This window comes from Arthrobacter sp. Soil761 (assembly GCF_001428325.1).
GTDB lineage: Bacteria > Actinomycetota > Actinomycetes > Actinomycetales > Micrococcaceae > Arthrobacter.
This window is the reverse complement of record NZ_LMSF01000028.1, coordinates 290202-304984: the sequence shown is the minus strand read 5'-3', so window position 1 is coordinate 304984 and position 14783 is coordinate 290202. Positions and strand designations below refer to the sequence as shown.

16 protein-coding genes are annotated in these 14783 nt (G+C 64.6%); 8 read left to right on the top strand and 8 right to left on the bottom strand.

All coding sequences use genetic code 11. The annotated features are described in order from the left end of the window. Positions 1–11 precede the first annotated feature (11 nt). The 5 genes from ASG79_RS15945 to ASG79_RS15925 form a co-directional block, all read right to left on the bottom strand. On the bottom strand, positions 12–800 hold the full coding sequence (locus ASG79_RS15945; RefSeq protein ID WP_156400220.1) for an SDR family oxidoreductase: 789 nt from the start codon (positions 798–800) through the stop codon (positions 12–14). 36 nt (positions 801–836) lie between these two features. After that, a complete protein-coding gene (locus ASG79_RS15940) occupies positions 837–2279 on the bottom strand; it encodes an FAD-binding oxidoreductase (RefSeq protein WP_056392405.1) in 1443 nt (480 codons plus the stop codon). Between the two features lie 235 nt (positions 2280–2514). After that, on the bottom strand, positions 2515–3120 hold the full coding sequence (locus ASG79_RS15935; protein WP_200953186.1) for a glycerol-3-phosphate responsive antiterminator: 606 nt from the start codon (positions 3118–3120) through the stop codon (positions 2515–2517). A 156-nt stretch (positions 3121–3276) separates the two neighbouring features. After that, positions 3277–4365, bottom strand: a complete 1089-nt coding sequence (locus ASG79_RS15930; RefSeq protein WP_056392402.1) for an ATP-dependent DNA ligase — start codon at positions 4363–4365, stop codon at positions 3277–3279. Between the two features lie 62 nt (positions 4366–4427). Beyond that, positions 4428–5351 (bottom strand): AEC family transporter, encoded by a 924-nt coding sequence (locus tag ASG79_RS15925; RefSeq protein WP_056392400.1) that lies wholly within the window; start codon positions 5349–5351, stop codon positions 4428–4430. Positions 5352–5502: 151 nt separating this feature from the next. Between ASG79_RS15925 and ASG79_RS15920 the strand changes: the two genes are divergently transcribed. Both ASG79_RS15920 and ASG79_RS15915 read left to right on the top strand, forming a co-directional pair. Further along, positions 5503–6729 (top strand): pyridoxal phosphate-dependent aminotransferase, encoded by a 1227-nt coding sequence (locus tag ASG79_RS15920; protein ID WP_056392398.1) that lies wholly within the window; start codon positions 5503–5505, stop codon positions 6727–6729. Between the two features lie 150 nt (positions 6730–6879). Next, on the top strand, positions 6880–7116 hold the full coding sequence (locus tag ASG79_RS15915; protein WP_056392396.1) for a hypothetical protein: 237 nt from the start codon (positions 6880–6882) through the stop codon (positions 7114–7116). Between the two features lie 63 nt (positions 7117–7179). On the opposite strand, the gene ASG79_RS15910 is transcribed toward ASG79_RS15915, so the two are convergent. The 3 genes from ASG79_RS15910 to ASG79_RS15900 all read right to left on the bottom strand — a co-directional run bounded on the left by ASG79_RS15910 (position 7180) and on the right by ASG79_RS15900 (position 8838). Then, complete coding sequence (locus ASG79_RS15910) at positions 7180–7500, bottom strand: MoaD/ThiS family protein (RefSeq protein WP_377204588.1); 321 nt, start codon at positions 7498–7500, stop codon at positions 7180–7182. Continuing rightward, on the bottom strand, positions 7460–8569 hold the full coding sequence (locus ASG79_RS15905; RefSeq protein ID WP_056392393.1) for a WD40/YVTN/BNR-like repeat-containing protein: 1110 nt from the start codon (positions 8567–8569) through the stop codon (positions 7460–7462). The genes ASG79_RS15910 and ASG79_RS15905 overlap by 41 nt, the downstream gene beginning before the upstream one ends. A gap of 68 nt (positions 8570–8637) precedes the next feature. After that, positions 8638–8838, bottom strand: coding sequence for a hypothetical protein (locus tag ASG79_RS15900; protein ID WP_018769813.1), 201 nt, complete (start codon positions 8836–8838; stop codon positions 8638–8640). Positions 8839–9115: 277 nt separating this feature from the next. On the opposite strand from ASG79_RS15900, the gene ASG79_RS23565 reads away from it, so the two are divergent. The 6 genes from ASG79_RS23565 (at position 9116) to ASG79_RS15870 (ending at position 14783) form a co-directional block, all read left to right on the top strand. Continuing rightward, a complete protein-coding gene (locus tag ASG79_RS23565; protein WP_056392391.1) occupies positions 9116–10000 on the top strand; it encodes a hypothetical protein in 885 nt (294 codons plus the stop codon). Between the two features lie 102 nt (positions 10001–10102). Continuing rightward, complete coding sequence (locus tag ASG79_RS15890) at positions 10103–10888, top strand: class F sortase (protein WP_056392389.1); 786 nt, start codon at positions 10103–10105, stop codon at positions 10886–10888. A 79-nt stretch (positions 10889–10967) separates the two neighbouring features. Beyond that, positions 10968–11480: a universal stress protein gene (locus ASG79_RS15885; protein WP_026265853.1), complete on the top strand. Its 513-nt coding sequence runs from the start codon at positions 10968–10970 to the stop codon at positions 11478–11480. A 298-nt stretch (positions 11481–11778) separates the two neighbouring features. Beyond that, the gene (locus ASG79_RS15880) at positions 11779–12162 is read left to right on the top strand and encodes a metal-sensitive transcriptional regulator (protein WP_018769816.1); all 384 of its coding nucleotides are present in this window, start codon (positions 11779–11781) and stop codon (positions 12160–12162) included. A 54-nt stretch (positions 12163–12216) separates the two neighbouring features. Further along, the gene (locus tag ASG79_RS15875) at positions 12217–12456 is read left to right on the top strand and encodes a heavy-metal-associated domain-containing protein (RefSeq protein ID WP_056392387.1); all 240 of its coding nucleotides are present in this window, start codon (positions 12217–12219) and stop codon (positions 12454–12456) included. 26 nt (positions 12457–12482) lie between these two features. After that, complete coding sequence (locus ASG79_RS15870) at positions 12483–14783, top strand: heavy metal translocating P-type ATPase (protein ID WP_056392385.1); 2301 nt, start codon at positions 12483–12485, stop codon at positions 14781–14783.

Here is a 14783-nt window from a genome sequence, read left to right as displayed (position 1 = left end):
GCTGACGGTGCCTAGCGCACCAGATAGCCGCCATCGACGCTCAGGATGTGACCGTTGACGTAGTCGGACGCCCGGCTGGCCAGGAATACGGTCGCGCCCATGAGGTCCTGGGTCTGCCCCCAGCGGTTTGCCGGGATGTGGTCCAGGACCCGCTGGTTGGCTTCCGGATCCGACCTGGTGGCAGTTGTAAGTTCGGTTGCGTAGTAGCCGGGCGCAATGCCGTTCACCTGCACACCGAACTGGGCCAACTCGTCGCAGTAGGCCTTGGTGAATCCTGCGATGCCGTGCTTGGTGGCTGCATAGGCCGGCGACCATTGGCCACCGAGGAAAGTGAAAACCGAGCAGATGTTGATGATCTTGCCGCTGCCCTGCGGGACCATGTGCTTGGCGCACTCGTGGGACATCTCGAAGGCGGCCGTCAGGTTCAACGCCACCATGGGGTCCCATTGTGCACGGGTGTAGTTGAGGACGTCGGGTTCATTGATGCTGCGTCCAGCACAGTTGACAAGGATATCAACGCTTCCGAATTCGGAGATACAGGCGTCCACAACCTTTTTCGGGTTTCCCGCCACCGTGATGTCGGACATCATGTAGGCGTATTTCGCGCCGGTTTCCTCAACCATGGCAGCCGTGCGGCCATCATCGGGCATGATGCTGGCCGCCAAAACATTGGCCCCTGCCTTGGCCAGCGCCAGTGTGAAGGCCTGACCGAGTCCGGTGTTTCCTCCGGTTACGATCGCGTTCTTGCCTTCCAATGAGAAGAAGCCCATTTGAAAATCGGCAATGTCTAAGTCGGGCATACAAACTTCCTGGTTCTCGATTGATTTCGGGCTGGCTCAGAGTGGGAAGATTGTCCCTGGATTCATGATGCCGTTCGGGTCGAAGGCTGACTTGAGAGTCTCCAGCATGTATAGCGAGGAACCGTATTCTTCTGCGAGAAAGTGCGTACGGTGTTTTCCCACACCATGGTGATGGCACATTGAACCGCCGAGCTTCAGCGTTTCCTCGACAATGATGTTCTGAATCGGATCATGGTAGGTCGTGCGTTCCTCGGTGGGGTCTACATCAATTTTGTAGTAGTAGACGAAGTACATATTGGTTCCATTGAGGTAGCTGTGGCTGGAGTGGCCGCCCAGAAGGCTGAATTCTGCAGGCACTTCGCTTCGGATTCTTGCAAGCGCATTATTGTAAATGTCGTTAATGACGCTCCAGTTTCCAGAGATCTCCGTGGTGAAGCCGTTGTTCAACGTCTCACGGATCTCAACCCTTTCCTCCTCGATCTTGGAGACGTCCCAGTTGAGGTGGTTGAACCAGTCCTCGATGAGCGAATCCTCCACCCGATCTGCAGAGGCGAAGGAGGAGACAATTTGCTCGATGGCTTCACCCGTGGCATCGGCAATGAGTTTGGGGCCCTCCGCCATGAAAATCAGCACGCAACGGCCTCCGGAGAAGTGCCCGAAATGGTAGAGCCCATCTTCTTTGTCGTAGAGGCGTGCCACGGAAGGCTTGTAGCCCTGCGTGACAACTTCCCTAAGGATTTCGAAGCCGGTCTTCATGTCGTCCAGCAGATACCCATAGAACCGGTTGTTTTCAGGGAAGTAGCGGAAGATCTTGACGCTTACCTCGGTGATGAAGTTCAGGGCGCCCTCATTTCCAAGCACCAGGTGTCGGATGTCCGGGCCGGCTGCCCGGCGAGGGACGTTTTTGATACGGCAAATCTCGCCGTTGGCAAACACCGTCTCAACGCCCACGAGCATGTCCTCGATGCCACCATAAAGAGTCGAAAACTGGCCGATGGACCGTGTTGCGACCAGCCCTCCGAACTGCGCAATTGGCTTGGACTGAGGGGAGTGCCCGGTGGTGTAGCCGATTTTTCGAAGTTCGTCCTCGAGATCCTGCAGCCGAACGCCGCACTGGACTGTCGCCAGCATATTCTCGACGTCGATGTTGATAATCTCGTTCATTGAGGATCCGTCAACAACGACCGAATTCTCAACGACGGTTTCAAGGCCGCCTTCCGTGGCTGAGCCGCCGGTCTTAGGCACGACACTGATACCGTATTCGTTCGCCAGTTTTAGTACTGACGAAACTTCTTCCGGAGTTCCCGGCTTCACGACCGCCGCAGGCAGGGGTAACGAATAAATGCCAAAGACGTTTTCAACCTTGTAGTAGCGGTCGACGCTGTTCTCTCGAAGCGTCTGCTCGTCGGTGATTACGCGGTCACTGCCGAGGATATCGACGTAGGCGCTTACAATTTCTTCGCGTGTGAGGGTTGTCAACTCTTATGTTTCCGTTCGTGTTAGGCATTCGCGCTTTCGCGCGCTGACTCAACCTCCACCTTGTTCAAAGAAGGCACAAAAAAAGAGAACAGCGATCCCCTTGAAATTGGGGGTCGCTGTTCTCTAGTTTTCGAGCAACCGTTATGGGCAGAGCCCAGAACAAGTATGAAGTTTTAAGTTGAGTAGGACTCTAGCATGTAGCCGGGAATCTGCCTAGGGGCAGTACGGATGTTTGCTACATAAGCCAGACGTCACGATTGGATGAAGCCACTGCCGCGGCGCCAGCACCCAATGCTCCAATCACATCCTCTTTGTCACACACCAGGCCGCCGGCTATCAGCGGAAGATCTATGTCATCGCAAACCCATGAGATCACGCGGGGCATGCATCCCGGCAGGATCTCGATGGCGTCTGCACCTGATATGGAAACCTGCTTGGGCAGATTGTTGTAGCTGAAGGAATCGATCAGGAAGAGGCGGTGAATCGACAGAAACCCCGCCGTCTTCGCCGCCCGTACGATGGCGGCCTTTGAGCTGAGAATGCCGTCGACACGCGTGTTTGCTCTCAGGAAATCGACCACGATTGGCTTGCTGGAGAAACCGTCCAGGAGGTCCACGTCGACAAAAACAGTCTTGCCTGCTGACTTGAGCGTCTCCACGATTCCTCGGATCGACATGACGGACCCAAAGAGCACAAAGACAACCGGGCACGGGGCGGACAAAACCGCCCGCAGACCATCATCATCCTTGATACTTGCGATCACGGGGTGGTCCAACAGCATGGCGTTCATCGCGGCAGATTCCCCCCGCGGGTGGCGGCTCTTGGTCGGTGATTCTGCCACAGCATTCATCTCCTGGTGTAGGGACCATCTCATTGCGGGAAACCAAACGATGCCGCTTCACGGACGGTTAAACAATGGTATCTTCCGGTCCATGGCCCCTCCAGATGGTTCGCCCCGGAGCATGCTCAGCGGCGATGCCGGCAATCAACGTCCCGCCTAAGGCCGCCCGGTCTCCAGCACCGAGGCCAGGTCGAAATTGACCGGCTCCTCCAACTGCTCGTACGTGCACGATTCCGGGTCCCGGTCCGGGCGCCAGCGGTTGAACTGGGCCGTGTGGCGGAACCTGTCGCCCTCCATGTGGTCGTAGCGGACCTCCACCACCAGTTCGGGCCGCAGTGGGACGAAGGACAGGTCCTTCCCGGCGCTCCACCTGCTGCCTTCGGCGTTCCGCGGCGTCCGTTCCCCTTCTTCCTGCTTGCCCCACGCCCACGGGTGGCCCTCGAAGCCGGTCACCAGCGGCTGGAGTTCTTCGAACAGTTCCTTGCGGCGCTTCATGGGGAAGGCGCCGATCACGCCAACGCTCGCCAGGCCGCCGTCGTCCTTGTAGAGGCCCAGCAGGAGGGACCCGATAGCATCGGGACCGCTCTTGTGGAGGCGGTATCCTGCCACCACGCAGTCGGCCGTGCGCTCGTGCTTGACCTTGAACATCACCCGCTTGTCCGGCTCGTACCGGCCGTCCAGCCGCTTGGCCACGATGCCGTCCAGCCCGGCGCCCTCGAACTGTTCGAACCACTGCGCGGCCGTGGCTTTGTCCGTGGTGGCAGCTGTGAGATGGACCGGGGCGCTGCTGGCCGCGAGCGCCTTCTCCAGCGCGGCCCGCCGCTCAGAAAAAGGCCTGCCGGTGTAGTCGTCGTCGTCCAGCGCCAGCAGGTCGAACGCCACGAAGCTCGCCGGGGTTTGTTGGGCCAGCAGCTTCACCCGGCTGGCCGCGGGGTGGATGCGCTGCTGCAGGGTGTCGAAATCCAGCCGGTCGCCGGACGCACCGATAAGGATGATCTCGCCGTCCACCACGCAGCGCGGCGGCAGGTTTTCCTTCAGTGCCGCAACGAGCTCCGGGAAGTAGCGGGTCATGGGCTTCTCGTTGCGGCTGCCGATCTCCAGGTCATCACCGTCGCGGAAGATGATGGACCTGAAGCCGTCCCATTTTGGCTCGTAGCTGAGGTCCGCGCTTCCTGGAATGCCGTCAATGCCGCTGACGGCCTTGGCGAGCATGGGCGGGACGGGCGGCATCACGGGAAGTTCCATAGTGCCCATTCTTGCCCGGCCAGCGCCCTGCACGGTAGGGCGGCGCGGCGGCGGAGTGGTTTTCAGCCTGCCAGCAGCCAAACCACCAGCACCAGCACCGGCGCCGCGGCGGCGGTGGAGAGCAGGATGGTTTCCCGCGCCACCGCCACCCCCCTCCCGTACTTGCTGGCGAACAGGAACACGTTCTGGGCCGAGGGAAGCGCCGCCATCAGCACTACGCCCAGCAGCATGTGGTGGTCCAGGTTGAAGACGAAGCGGCCGACGACGAACGCCACCGCCGGCATCACCGCGGACTTGAGTGCCGTGGCAGTGAGGATTTCGGCCGTGTGGCCGCCGCTTCGAAGCATCTTTGTTCCGTGCAGCGACATCCCGAAGGCCAGGAGCACCACCGGCACTGCAGCACCGCCCAGGAGCGTCAGTGGAGCCATCACCGGAGCCGGAAGCTGCACATGGAACGCGGCCAGGACCACGCCCAGGAGCGAGGCGATGATCATGGGGTTCCGGAAGGGCTGCGTCAGCATGAGCCGGGGCGAAAACCGGCCGGCATCGGAGAGGTCCAGCAGGGTCAGGACCAGCGGGGCGAACAGGAGCAGCTGGACCAGCAGGACCGGAGCTACGGGAGTGGCGTCCCCCAGGGCATACAGCGTGATGGGGATGCCGATGTTGTTGGCGTTGACGTAGGAGCCCGCCATCGCGCCCACGGCCGTCTCCGCGAGCGGCCGCGGAAACCAGATCCGGCTGGCGGCCACATACAGGAGGGCCGTGACCGCCGCCGTGATCATGGCGAGCGGAACGTATGCGGAGAGGACCACGGAGAGGTCCGATTTCAGCACCACGGTGAAGAGCAGCACCGGGTTGGTGATGAAGAAGGCGGTCCGGGTCAGCGCCGAGATGGTGGGTTCATCGCCCAGGCCGCAGCGTGCGGCGATGTAACCCACGGCAATGACGACGCCGATCACCGCCAGTCCGATCAGCACACCGCCCACGTGGGGTACTTCCTTCCGCTCCCGCCGCATCCTGCCGCGCCGCAGGACAAAGTACTACAAGTCTCAAACTTATCGGACAAGCGGTCCCGACATTGCCAGGTGGGCCGCGTGACCCGCTGCCCGCGGTGTGCGCTGTGTGAAAAGATCAACCATGCACGCAATGCAGCACTCCAGCAAGCTTGAAAACGTCCGGTATGAGCTCCGCGGGCCAGTCCTGCAGGCGGCCAAAAACATGGAGGCCGAAGGGCACCGGATCCTCAAGATGAACCTCGGGGACACGGCGCCGTTCGGCCTGGAAGCACCTGAATCCGTGGTGGTGGACATGATCCACCACCTTCGCGGCGCCCAGGGCTACAGTGACTCCAAGGGCATTTTCACGGCGCGGACCGCCATCTCGCAGTACTACCAGACACGTGGCCTGATGAACATCGGGGTCGAAGACATCGTGATCGGCAACGGCGTCAGCGAACTGATCTCCATGTGCCTCCAGGCGTTCATGGAGAACGGCGACCAAATTTTGGTCCCGGCACCGGACTACCCTTTGTGGACCGCCGCCGTGACCCTGACGGGCGGAAAACCCGTGCACTACGCCTGCGACGAGGCGGAGAACTGGTGGCCGGACATGGCCGACGTGGAGGCAAAGATCACCAGCCGCACCAAAGGCATCGTGATCATCAACCCGAACAACCCCACCGGCGCCGTCTACCCCCGCCACATCCTGGAGCAGTTCGCGGCGCTGGCCCGGAAGCACAACCTGGTCCTGTTCTCGGATGAGATCTACGAGAAGGTGCTGTACGACGACGCAAAGCATATCCACACCGCGTCCGTGGCTGAGGACCTGTGCTGCCTGACGTTCAGCGGACTGTCCAAGGCCTACCGGATGCCTGGCTACCGGGCAGGATGGGTGGCCATCACCGGACCGCTTGCCGCTACCGCCGCCTACCGTGAAGGCCTTGAGCTGCTTGCCTCGCTGCGCCTTTGCGCCAACGTTCCCGCCCAGCATGCCATCCAAACCTGCCTGGGCGGCTACCAGAGCATCGAGGCGCTGGTGAAACCCGGAGGCCGGCTGCGCGAGCAGCGGGACCTTGCCCATAGACTCCTTACCGCCATTCCCGGCGTGACCTGCGTGCCGGCGTCGGGCGCCATGTACCTGTTCCCGCGCCTGGACCCGGATCTGTATCCCATTGCCAATGACGAAAAATTCGTCCTGGACCTGCTCCGGGACCAAAAGATCCTGGTCTCCCACGGCTCGGCCTTCAACTGGCCCGCGCCGGACCACTTCCGGTTTGTCATCCTCCCCTCGGTGCTGGACATCGAGGAAGCCGTCCGGCGGATTTCCAGCTTCCTGGCCGCCTACCGCAACGGCACGGACGAATAACGCCGGGGACATGTAAGCAGAGGCAGGAAACCGCAGCGGCGCGAAGAACTAACCGGGCGCTAACCACGGGGAAACCGCGTCGCAACATTCCCGGCCCACACTGGGTAGTGCAGGCAAGAGCCGGCACCAGCTCCAGCCAGGAGGCCCCCGATGTTGAAGAAAGCGACCACGCATGTAACCAGAGTCCGCGCCCTGGACCAGCTCCACCGCGGTGACGAAATCGAAGCCCGCCTCTCCGTAGGCCCTTCCTACGACGACGTGGTGATCCGCCGCGGCAGCGTGCAGGAAACGGCGCCCGGCATTGGGGTGGTGTGGATCCTGGACCGGATCACGGGGGTCCGGAAAGCAATCAATACGGACGAATGCACCGTCTGGCGTGTGGCATAGGGACCTGGATGCGGGCTGCGGGCGTAGTCAGTAAGGACTGCCCGCCACCGGCCCGCCTCCCGGTCAGCCGCCGGCCACGGACTGGATCACCAGTACTTCCTGGCCCGGCGCCACCCTGGTATCCAGGCCCTGCAACCGCCGCACCTCGTCGCCGTTGACGTAGATGTTGACGAACCGGCGCAGCGCACCGGTTTCGTCACGGAGCCGCCGGCCCAGCACCGGGTAGTCGGAGGCCACCGCATCAAGCAGGCTTTCCACCGTCACCGGCCCGTCCGCGGGCGCAGTCAGTACGGACTGCCCGCCGGCCAGGGGCTGCAGGACGCTGGGCAGCAGCAAAGAAATCTCAGGCACCTGCCACCACGGCCGCCCTGACACACAGGACATCAGGCAGGTGGGAGGCCACCTCCCTGAATGTCTCCCCTTCATCCGCACTCGCATAGACCGTCCCGCCCCGCGTACCGAAGTACACGCCGGCGGGATCTGCGGTGTCCACGGACGCCGCGTCCCTGAGCACGCTGTTGTATTCGTGCTCAGGGAGCCCGGTGCTGAGCCGCTTCCAGGTGTTCCCGGCGTCGTCGGTGCGGTGAACGGCAAGCTTTCCGTCGGGCGGGATGCGTTCGCCGTCGGCCTTCAACGGAATAACCCAGGCGGTGCCCTCCCTGCGGGGATGCGTGAGCATGACGAAGCCGAAATCGGCAGGCAGGCCTTCGGCGATGGAGGTCCAGCTGTCCGCATTGTCGTCCGTCCGGTACACCCCATGGTGGTTCTGGGCATAGAGGCGCCCTTCCACGGCGGCATCGGCGGCGATCTTGTGCACGCACTGGCCGAACTCGGGATTGGGGTCCGGCATGAAGTAGGCCGAGATGCCCTTGTTGCGCGCCTCCCAGGAGGTGCCGCCGTCCAGCGAGCGGTAAACGCCGCCGGTACTCATGGCAACGTGCACCGTTTCCCCGGCCGGCTGGACCACGATCGAATGCGCAGCCGCCCCGCCATAGCCCGCTCCCCATTCGCTGCGGTGCGGGTGGTCCCACAAGCCGCGGTTCAGCTCGAAGTGCTCCCCGCCGTCCATGGATTTCCAGACGGAGATGGGTTCGGCTCCGGCCCATACCACTCCGGGGCGGGACCCGGCGTCCGGATAGATCTGCCAGACCCGCTCCAATGCTGCCCCGGTGTCCTCTGGGAACTTGATGGCGCCCTGTTCCGGCTCGGTCCAGGTGGTGCCGAAGTCGTCGGAGTGGGCAACCGTTGGTCCCCAGTGCGGACTGCGGACACCCACCAGGATGCGCGTGCGGCCTTCCCTGGTATCGATCCCGATGCTGGGGATCTCCGCCATGAGGAAGTGCGGCCCGGTGAAGGACCACTCCTGCCGGTCCCGGCTCGTGGCAAGCCACAGCCCTTTCTTGGTCCCGATTGCCAGGACAAATGATTCTGCGGCCGTTGCCATGCGGACCATGCAACCACCGGATCAGTCACCGCGCAACGTTTCCAGGTGCGCAGGCTCCACATTCACAGAGGCAGGAGTCAGTCCACGAACTCCGACTGCGTCTGGATGAAGTCCCAGTCGGCGACGGTCAGCACGGCGGCGGGATTTCCGGGGTGCGGGCCGCCCGCCTCAGCGATGCCCTGGAGCACCGGAAGGGGCAGTTCCTCCGCATAAAGGTTTTCCCGCAGCCACTCTTTGCTGGCGAGGTCCAGGTCCAGCCACCACATAAAGATTTCCACGAAACCCCTCCTTGCGTCGCTTTAAACGTTAGGCGCGGCCCCTCCGGGGGACAAGGTGCTGCGGCCGGAAGCAGGTGTGTCCGGCCGGGTTTCAAGTACTGGCAGGTAACTTTCCCGGCCAACCCCGTTGAAAGACGAGTATCCCCTACTGGCGACTGCGCAAGGCGGCGCTCCTAGCCTGAAATCTCAAGCAAGCTGACCGTGCTGCTGGGGCATACGGCGTCACCGCTGGCCTTTCCTCGCCATGGTCCGTTTCACACATATATGGGGAGACAAAATGAAACGCACCTTAGCAACAATGGGGGTGATGGGGCTTGGCCTTATCAGCCTCACAGCGCCCGCCATCGCGGCTTCCGACCAGGTGGTGGTCGCCCGCTCAAACGGAAGCGCCCTGATACCGCTGGAGATCAATACCAACGGCGGCACTAACAACGGCGGTGGCAACAACACCGGTGACACCAACAACGGCGGCGGCAACAACATCGGTGGCGGCAACGGCGGCGGCGGCACCAACAACGGTGGCGGCAACGGCGGCGGCGGCACCAACAACGGTGGCGGCAACGGCGGTGGCGGCACCAACGGCGGCGGCACCGGCGGCACCAACAACGGCGGCGGCAACGGCGGTGGCGGCACCAACGGCGGCGGCACCGGCGGCACCAACAACGGCGGCGGCGGCAACAACGGCGGTGGCGGCACCAACAACGGTGGCGGCAACGGCAACGGTGGCGGCAACGGCGGCGGTGGCGGCAACAACGGTGGCGGCAACGGCGGCGGTGGCGACAATACCGGCGGCGACAATACCGGCGGCGGCGATACCGGCGGCGACAATACCGGCGGCAACACCAACACCGGCGGCGACAATACCGGCGGCAACACCGGCGGCGACACAACCGGTGGAACTGCTCCGGCCGCTGTGGCGGCTGTGGCCCCTGCTGCCGCACCCGCGCAGCCGGCGCCCGCCAAGCAGGCTGTTGCCACACCCAAGGCCGCCCCTGCCGCGGCACCCGTCAGCGTCGGAACCAACCAGGGCTACAACGCACAGACGGCGGTGGGAGCACCCGATGGCTTGCCGGGCTGGCTGGTAGGCCTGGGAGCGCTTGCTGCCGCGGGGACCGTGGTGGCAGTACGGCGCCAGTCGCGTCCGCTGCACACTGCCGGCTAGCCGGAACACCGCCACCACCAGTGGCCCCCTGACAAGGAAGGCGTCCTGCCAGTGCCCGGCAGGACGCCTTCCTTCCACCCCCGCCAACCCGTGAGGAGCGCCATGCGGCAGGATCGAAGCCGGCACGCAGCCCCCCAGCACGGCATGTGGCGGCGCATATGGCGCCGGTGGAACGCCGGTGACCTGGCAATCCTGTGCTGTGGCGTCCTCGCCTTCGTGTCATTCACCCTCGGCGCTCCCCTGTTCCACCCGGCACCGCCACTGGCAATCGGAAATGCCGCCGCTTCGGTTGCCCTGGTTCGTGGCGGCATTCCATCCGCCGCGGGGGCGGCTCCCATTGCGGAGACCGGCCTGCCGGACGCCGCAGCGGCACCCGACCAGGCAGCGGCAGCCCAGGCTCCTGGCGAAACAGCAACGGAAGCGCCTGCGGGACCGGAGCTTCCGGCGGCATCCCAGCCGGTCCGCATCCGCTACCCGTCGGCCGCCTTCGATGTGCCCGTCCACCCGCTGGACCTGGACAGTGGGGCCCAATACAGCCGGACCATTGAACCTCCCGCCACCAAGGACGGCTACTGGCTCACGCCCTTCGGGGTTCCGGGCAAGGGCTCCGGCAACACCACCTACGTGATTGGCCACAGTTGGGACGGCGCGGATGCTCCCTTCAACCACCTCAGTTCGGCGGCGGCCGTTGGCGACCGCCTGGAGGTGGAAACAGTGGCGGGAACCATCAGCTACCGGGTGGACAGCGTCACGACCTACCTGAAGTCCAGCCTCAAGGACAGCCCCGTCTGGGACATGGTCCCCAACCGGCTGGTCCTCATCAGCTGCTACACCGAGGATCCGTGGGGCAAGAACGTGGTGGTCACGGCATATCCCAGCCTTCCCTAGGCCTCCGGGCCCGCACTCCGGAAGTTTGACGGGCCGAACGAACCTGTTCATGCAGCCGGTGCGGGCGGACAATAGCAGCATGACATGGGAAAACTTCGACGGCGCTCCGCTGCTGACGGGAATCATGCCCAAACAGCACCCGGAGGTTCTCCAGACCGCAGCCTCCCTGGCAGCCCGGTTGTCGGCGCCATTGGTCTGCGCGTACGTGGACGAAGCCAGCTACCTGGTGGAATGGGACCCGGCCCGCTCCGCCCACCGGCTTTCCCTGCACCCGGACGCAGATGACGACATGCTGGCGCTGACAACGGAGTTGAAGGCACAGGTCCAGGCTGCGGCGGACAAGGTGCCTTCCGACGGCGGGCCCCTGCAGTGGTCCTTCCGCACCCTTTCAGGCGATCCCGCACGGGCGCTGGCGCAACTGGCCGCCGAACTGGATGCCCCGGTCATCATCGTGGGCACCTCCGAGCGCGGCTTCACGCACCGGCTCTCGGAGGCACTCAACGGATCGGTCGGGCAGTGGCTAAGCCACCACCAAAGCCGCCCCGTGCTGGTGGTTCCATACCGGATGCCGGCCCATGAGGACAGGCCCTGAGCGGCGGATACCGGGGAAAATACGCCTGGAAAAGGCGGGCTTAAAGTAAAGCGAAAGTACTTATTCATGGTGCTGGCGCGCTGCCCGTACCTGCCAGTAAGCTGATTCAAGCAAGGCCGATCCACACGAGTGGAAGCCGGATTTGCCCAAAAGCTGCTCCGGAGTGCGTATCCCCCAATAACGCACTCCGGAGCTTTTTTTGTGCCCGGGATACTGTCCCACTGACGGGTGGGAAGAGTTCCCGGATACCCCTAGGGGGTACTTGCGCTCATACCCCCAAGGGGTATAGGTTGGCTTCATGAACGCTATCGAAGAAGCCGTTGCGGCGGTAGCAGCCGCACCACCGGCCGCGGAGTCCGGCGTTGCAGCCCAACACGGTTACGCAGCCCAGCACGGTTACACGGAAAACAAGGACGCGTACCTTCGCCGCCTGAAGCGCATTGAGGGGCAGGTCCGGGGCATTGCCCGGATGGTGGATGAGGACAAGTACTGCATCGATATCCTCACGCAGGTTGCCGCCGTCACCAAGGCCCTGCACGCCGTCAGCCTGGGGCTGGTCGAGGAACACATCGGCCACTGCGTGGTGGGTGCAGCCTCCGAGCCGGACCCGGCAGCACGCGCTGAAGCCATCGATGCCAAAGTCAAGGAAGCCGCCGACGCCATCGGCCGGCTGCTTCGCTGACACCCACCAACACCCGGATCCCGGCCACCGCCGTCCCAACTGAAGGAGCAAGCCATGAGCACCACCTCTCCCACCACCACTACCATCAGCGTCTCCGGCATGACCTGCGGGCACTGTGTGTCGGCCGTCAGTGAAGAACTTGAAGCCCTCGAAGGCGTTGAAGAGGTCAGCGTCGACCTGAACGCCGGCGGGGTCTCCACCGTGACCATCACCTCAAGCAAGGAACTCCCACCCTCCGACATCGGGGAGGCCGTCGCTGAGGCGGGCTACCTGGTGGTTGCCAACGAGGCCTAGAAACCCCTACACCGCGGAAAGCTGACATGAGCCACCAGGAACTGCTCCACCCACCGGGTACCCGGATCGTCGAACTGGACATCGAGGGGATGACCTGCGCGTCCTGCGTCAACCGGGTGGAGAAGAAGCTCGGCAAGCTCGACGGTGTGGCGGCCACCGTCAACCTGCCGCTGGAGTCGGCCTACGTGACGGTCCCCGAGGGCATCACCGACGAACAGCTCACGTCAACGGTCGAGGCAGCCGGGTACAAGGCGAGGGTCCGCCACCGCAGCACTACTGGTGCGGGGGCGCGGCCGGTGGACCCGTCTGCTGAGGTCCACGCTTCGAGTCTCCGCCCGCGCCTGGCCGCCGCTGCGGTGCTGACCGTCCCGGTGTTTTTGGTCAGCATGGTTCCGGCGTTCCAGTTCCCGCACTGGGGCTGGGTGGCAGCGGTCCTGGCGCTGCCGGTGGTCACGTGGGCGGCGTGGCCCTTCCACCGGGCCGCAGCAGTCAATGCCCGCCATCTCGCCTCCACCATGGACACCCTGGTGTCGCTCGGCGTGGCCGCCGCCTACTCCTTCTCCGCCTGGCAGCTGCTGGCGGACCCGCGCATGACGGAGCATCCCGGCATGGAAGGCATGTCCGGCGGCCTGTACTTCGAGGTGGCCGCGGTGGTCACCACCTTCCTTCTCCTGGGCCGGTACCTGGAGGCCAATGCCAAGCAAAAGGCCGGCGACGCCCTCCAGGCCCTGCTGAACCTGGGCGCCAAGGACGCCACCGTCCTGCGCGGCGGCCGGGAAGAGAAAATTCCCGCGGACGGTCTGCAGGTGGGCGACGTCCTGGTGGTAAGGCCGGGTGAAAAGATCGCCACCGACGGTGTGGTGGTGGACGGCGCCTCCGCGGTGGACGCCTCCCTGGTCACGGGTGAGTCCGTCCCCGTCGAGGTGGGGCCGGACAGCCGCGTTACGGGTGCCACCATCAACACCTCCGGCCGCCTGCTGGTCAGGGCAACCCGGGTCGGCTCCGAAACCACACTGGCCCAGATGGCGCGCCTGGTGTCGCAGGCCCAGACCGGCAAGGCCCCCATCGCGCGGCTCGCCGACCGCATCAGCGCCGTCTTCGTACCGGTGGTCCTGGCCATCGCCGCCCTGACGTTCGTGCTCTGGCTCCTCGTCGCCGGCCCGGGCGCCGACGGCAGCCACCTGCCGCAGGCGTTCACGGCCGCCGTCGCAGTGCTGGTGATCGCCTGCCCCTGCGCGCTGGGCCTGGCCACTCCGGTGGGCCTGCTGACCGGAACCGGACGCGGCGCACAGCTGGGCATCCTGATCAAGGGCCCCCAGGTCCTGGAGGACACCCGCACCGTGGACACCATCCTGCTGGACAAGACGGGGACGGTCACCACCGGCGCCCTGGCCGTGGATGCCACGGCCGCGTTCCCCGGCTTCCAGGACCGGGATGTCCTCCGGCTGGCCGGAGCCGTTGAGGCCGCCAGCGAGCACCCGGTTGCGCACGCCATTGCGGCAGCAGCAGTTTCCGCCGCACGCCTGGCGCCCGCAGGGGACGACGGCGGCACCTCGCCTTCAGTGCACCTGCCGCCAGTCCAGGGGTTCAGTTCCGCCCCGGGTGGCGGAGTGTCGGGCACCGTCGAAGGCAGCCACGTGATGGCCGGGCGGAGCAGCTGGCTGGAGCAGAACGGCATTGCCTTGGACGGCGGCCAGCAGGCGCAGTTGGCTGCTGCAGAGGAAGGCGGCGCCACGGCCATCTGCGTGGCAGTGGATGGCACGCCCGCCGGCATCATCAGCCTTAGGGACAGCGTCAAGGAAGGGTCCGCCGCAGCGGTCGCCCGGCTTAAGGCGCTGGGCCTGCGGCCCATCCTGCTGACCGGCGACAACGCCGCCGTCGCCGCCCAGGTGGCTGTCGCCGTCGGCATCGCCGCGGATGACGTCCATGCAGGCGTCCTGCCGGAAGGGAAGGTGGCAGCAGTCCGGGAGCTCCAGGCGGACGGGGCCACGGTGGCCATGGCCGGGGACGGCGTCAATGATGCCGCGGCGCTTGCGCAGGCGGATCTCGGGATTGCGATGGGCTCCGGGACCGATGTGGCCATCGAAGCCGCGGACCTGACGGTGATGGGGAACGACCTCGCCCAGGTGGCCCAGGCCATCGAACTGTCCCGGAAGACCCTGGGCACCATCAAGACCAACCTGTTCTGGGCGTTCTTCTACAACGCCGTGGGGATCCCGGTGGCCGCCCTGGGGCTGCTCAACCCCATGATCGCAGGAGCTACCATGGCTGCCAGCTCGGTGCTGGTGGTGGCCAACTCTCTGCGGCTGCGCAGCTTCGGCAAGTAG

Bases quoted from the DNA above. Each gene is read 5' to 3' on its own strand.
- ASG79_RS15945 (WP_156400220.1), bottom strand. From the start codon at position 800: ATGCCCGACTTAGACATTGCCGATTTTCAAATGGGCTTCTTCTCATTG.
- ASG79_RS15930 (WP_056392402.1), bottom strand. From the start codon at position 4,365: ATGGAACTTCCCGTGATGCCGCCCGTCCCGCCCATGCTCGCCAAGGCC.
- ASG79_RS15920 (WP_056392398.1), top strand. From the start codon at position 5,503: ATGCACGCAATGCAGCACTCCAGCAAGCTTGAAAACGTCCGGTATGAG.
- ASG79_RS15915 (WP_056392396.1), top strand. From the start codon at position 6,880: ATGTTGAAGAAAGCGACCACGCATGTAACCAGAGTCCGCGCCCTGGAC.
- ASG79_RS15910 (WP_377204588.1), bottom strand. From the start codon at position 7,500: ATGTCCTGTGTGTCAGGGCGGCCGTGGTGGCAGGTGCCTGAGATTTCT.
- ASG79_RS15905 (WP_056392393.1), bottom strand. From the start codon at position 8,569: ATGGTCCGCATGGCAACGGCCGCAGAATCATTTGTCCTGGCAATCGGG.
- ASG79_RS23565 (WP_056392391.1), top strand. From the start codon at position 9,116: ATGAAACGCACCTTAGCAACAATGGGGGTGATGGGGCTTGGCCTTATC.
- ASG79_RS15890 (WP_056392389.1), top strand. From the start codon at position 10,103: ATGCGGCAGGATCGAAGCCGGCACGCAGCCCCCCAGCACGGCATGTGG.
- ASG79_RS15885 (WP_026265853.1), top strand. From the start codon at position 10,968: ATGACATGGGAAAACTTCGACGGCGCTCCGCTGCTGACGGGAATCATG.
- ASG79_RS15880 (WP_018769816.1), top strand. From the start codon at position 11,779: ATGAACGCTATCGAAGAAGCCGTTGCGGCGGTAGCAGCCGCACCACCG.
- ASG79_RS15875 (WP_056392387.1), top strand. From the start codon at position 12,217: ATGAGCACCACCTCTCCCACCACCACTACCATCAGCGTCTCCGGCATG.
- ASG79_RS15870 (WP_056392385.1), top strand. From the start codon at position 12,483: ATGAGCCACCAGGAACTGCTCCACCCACCGGGTACCCGGATCGTCGAA.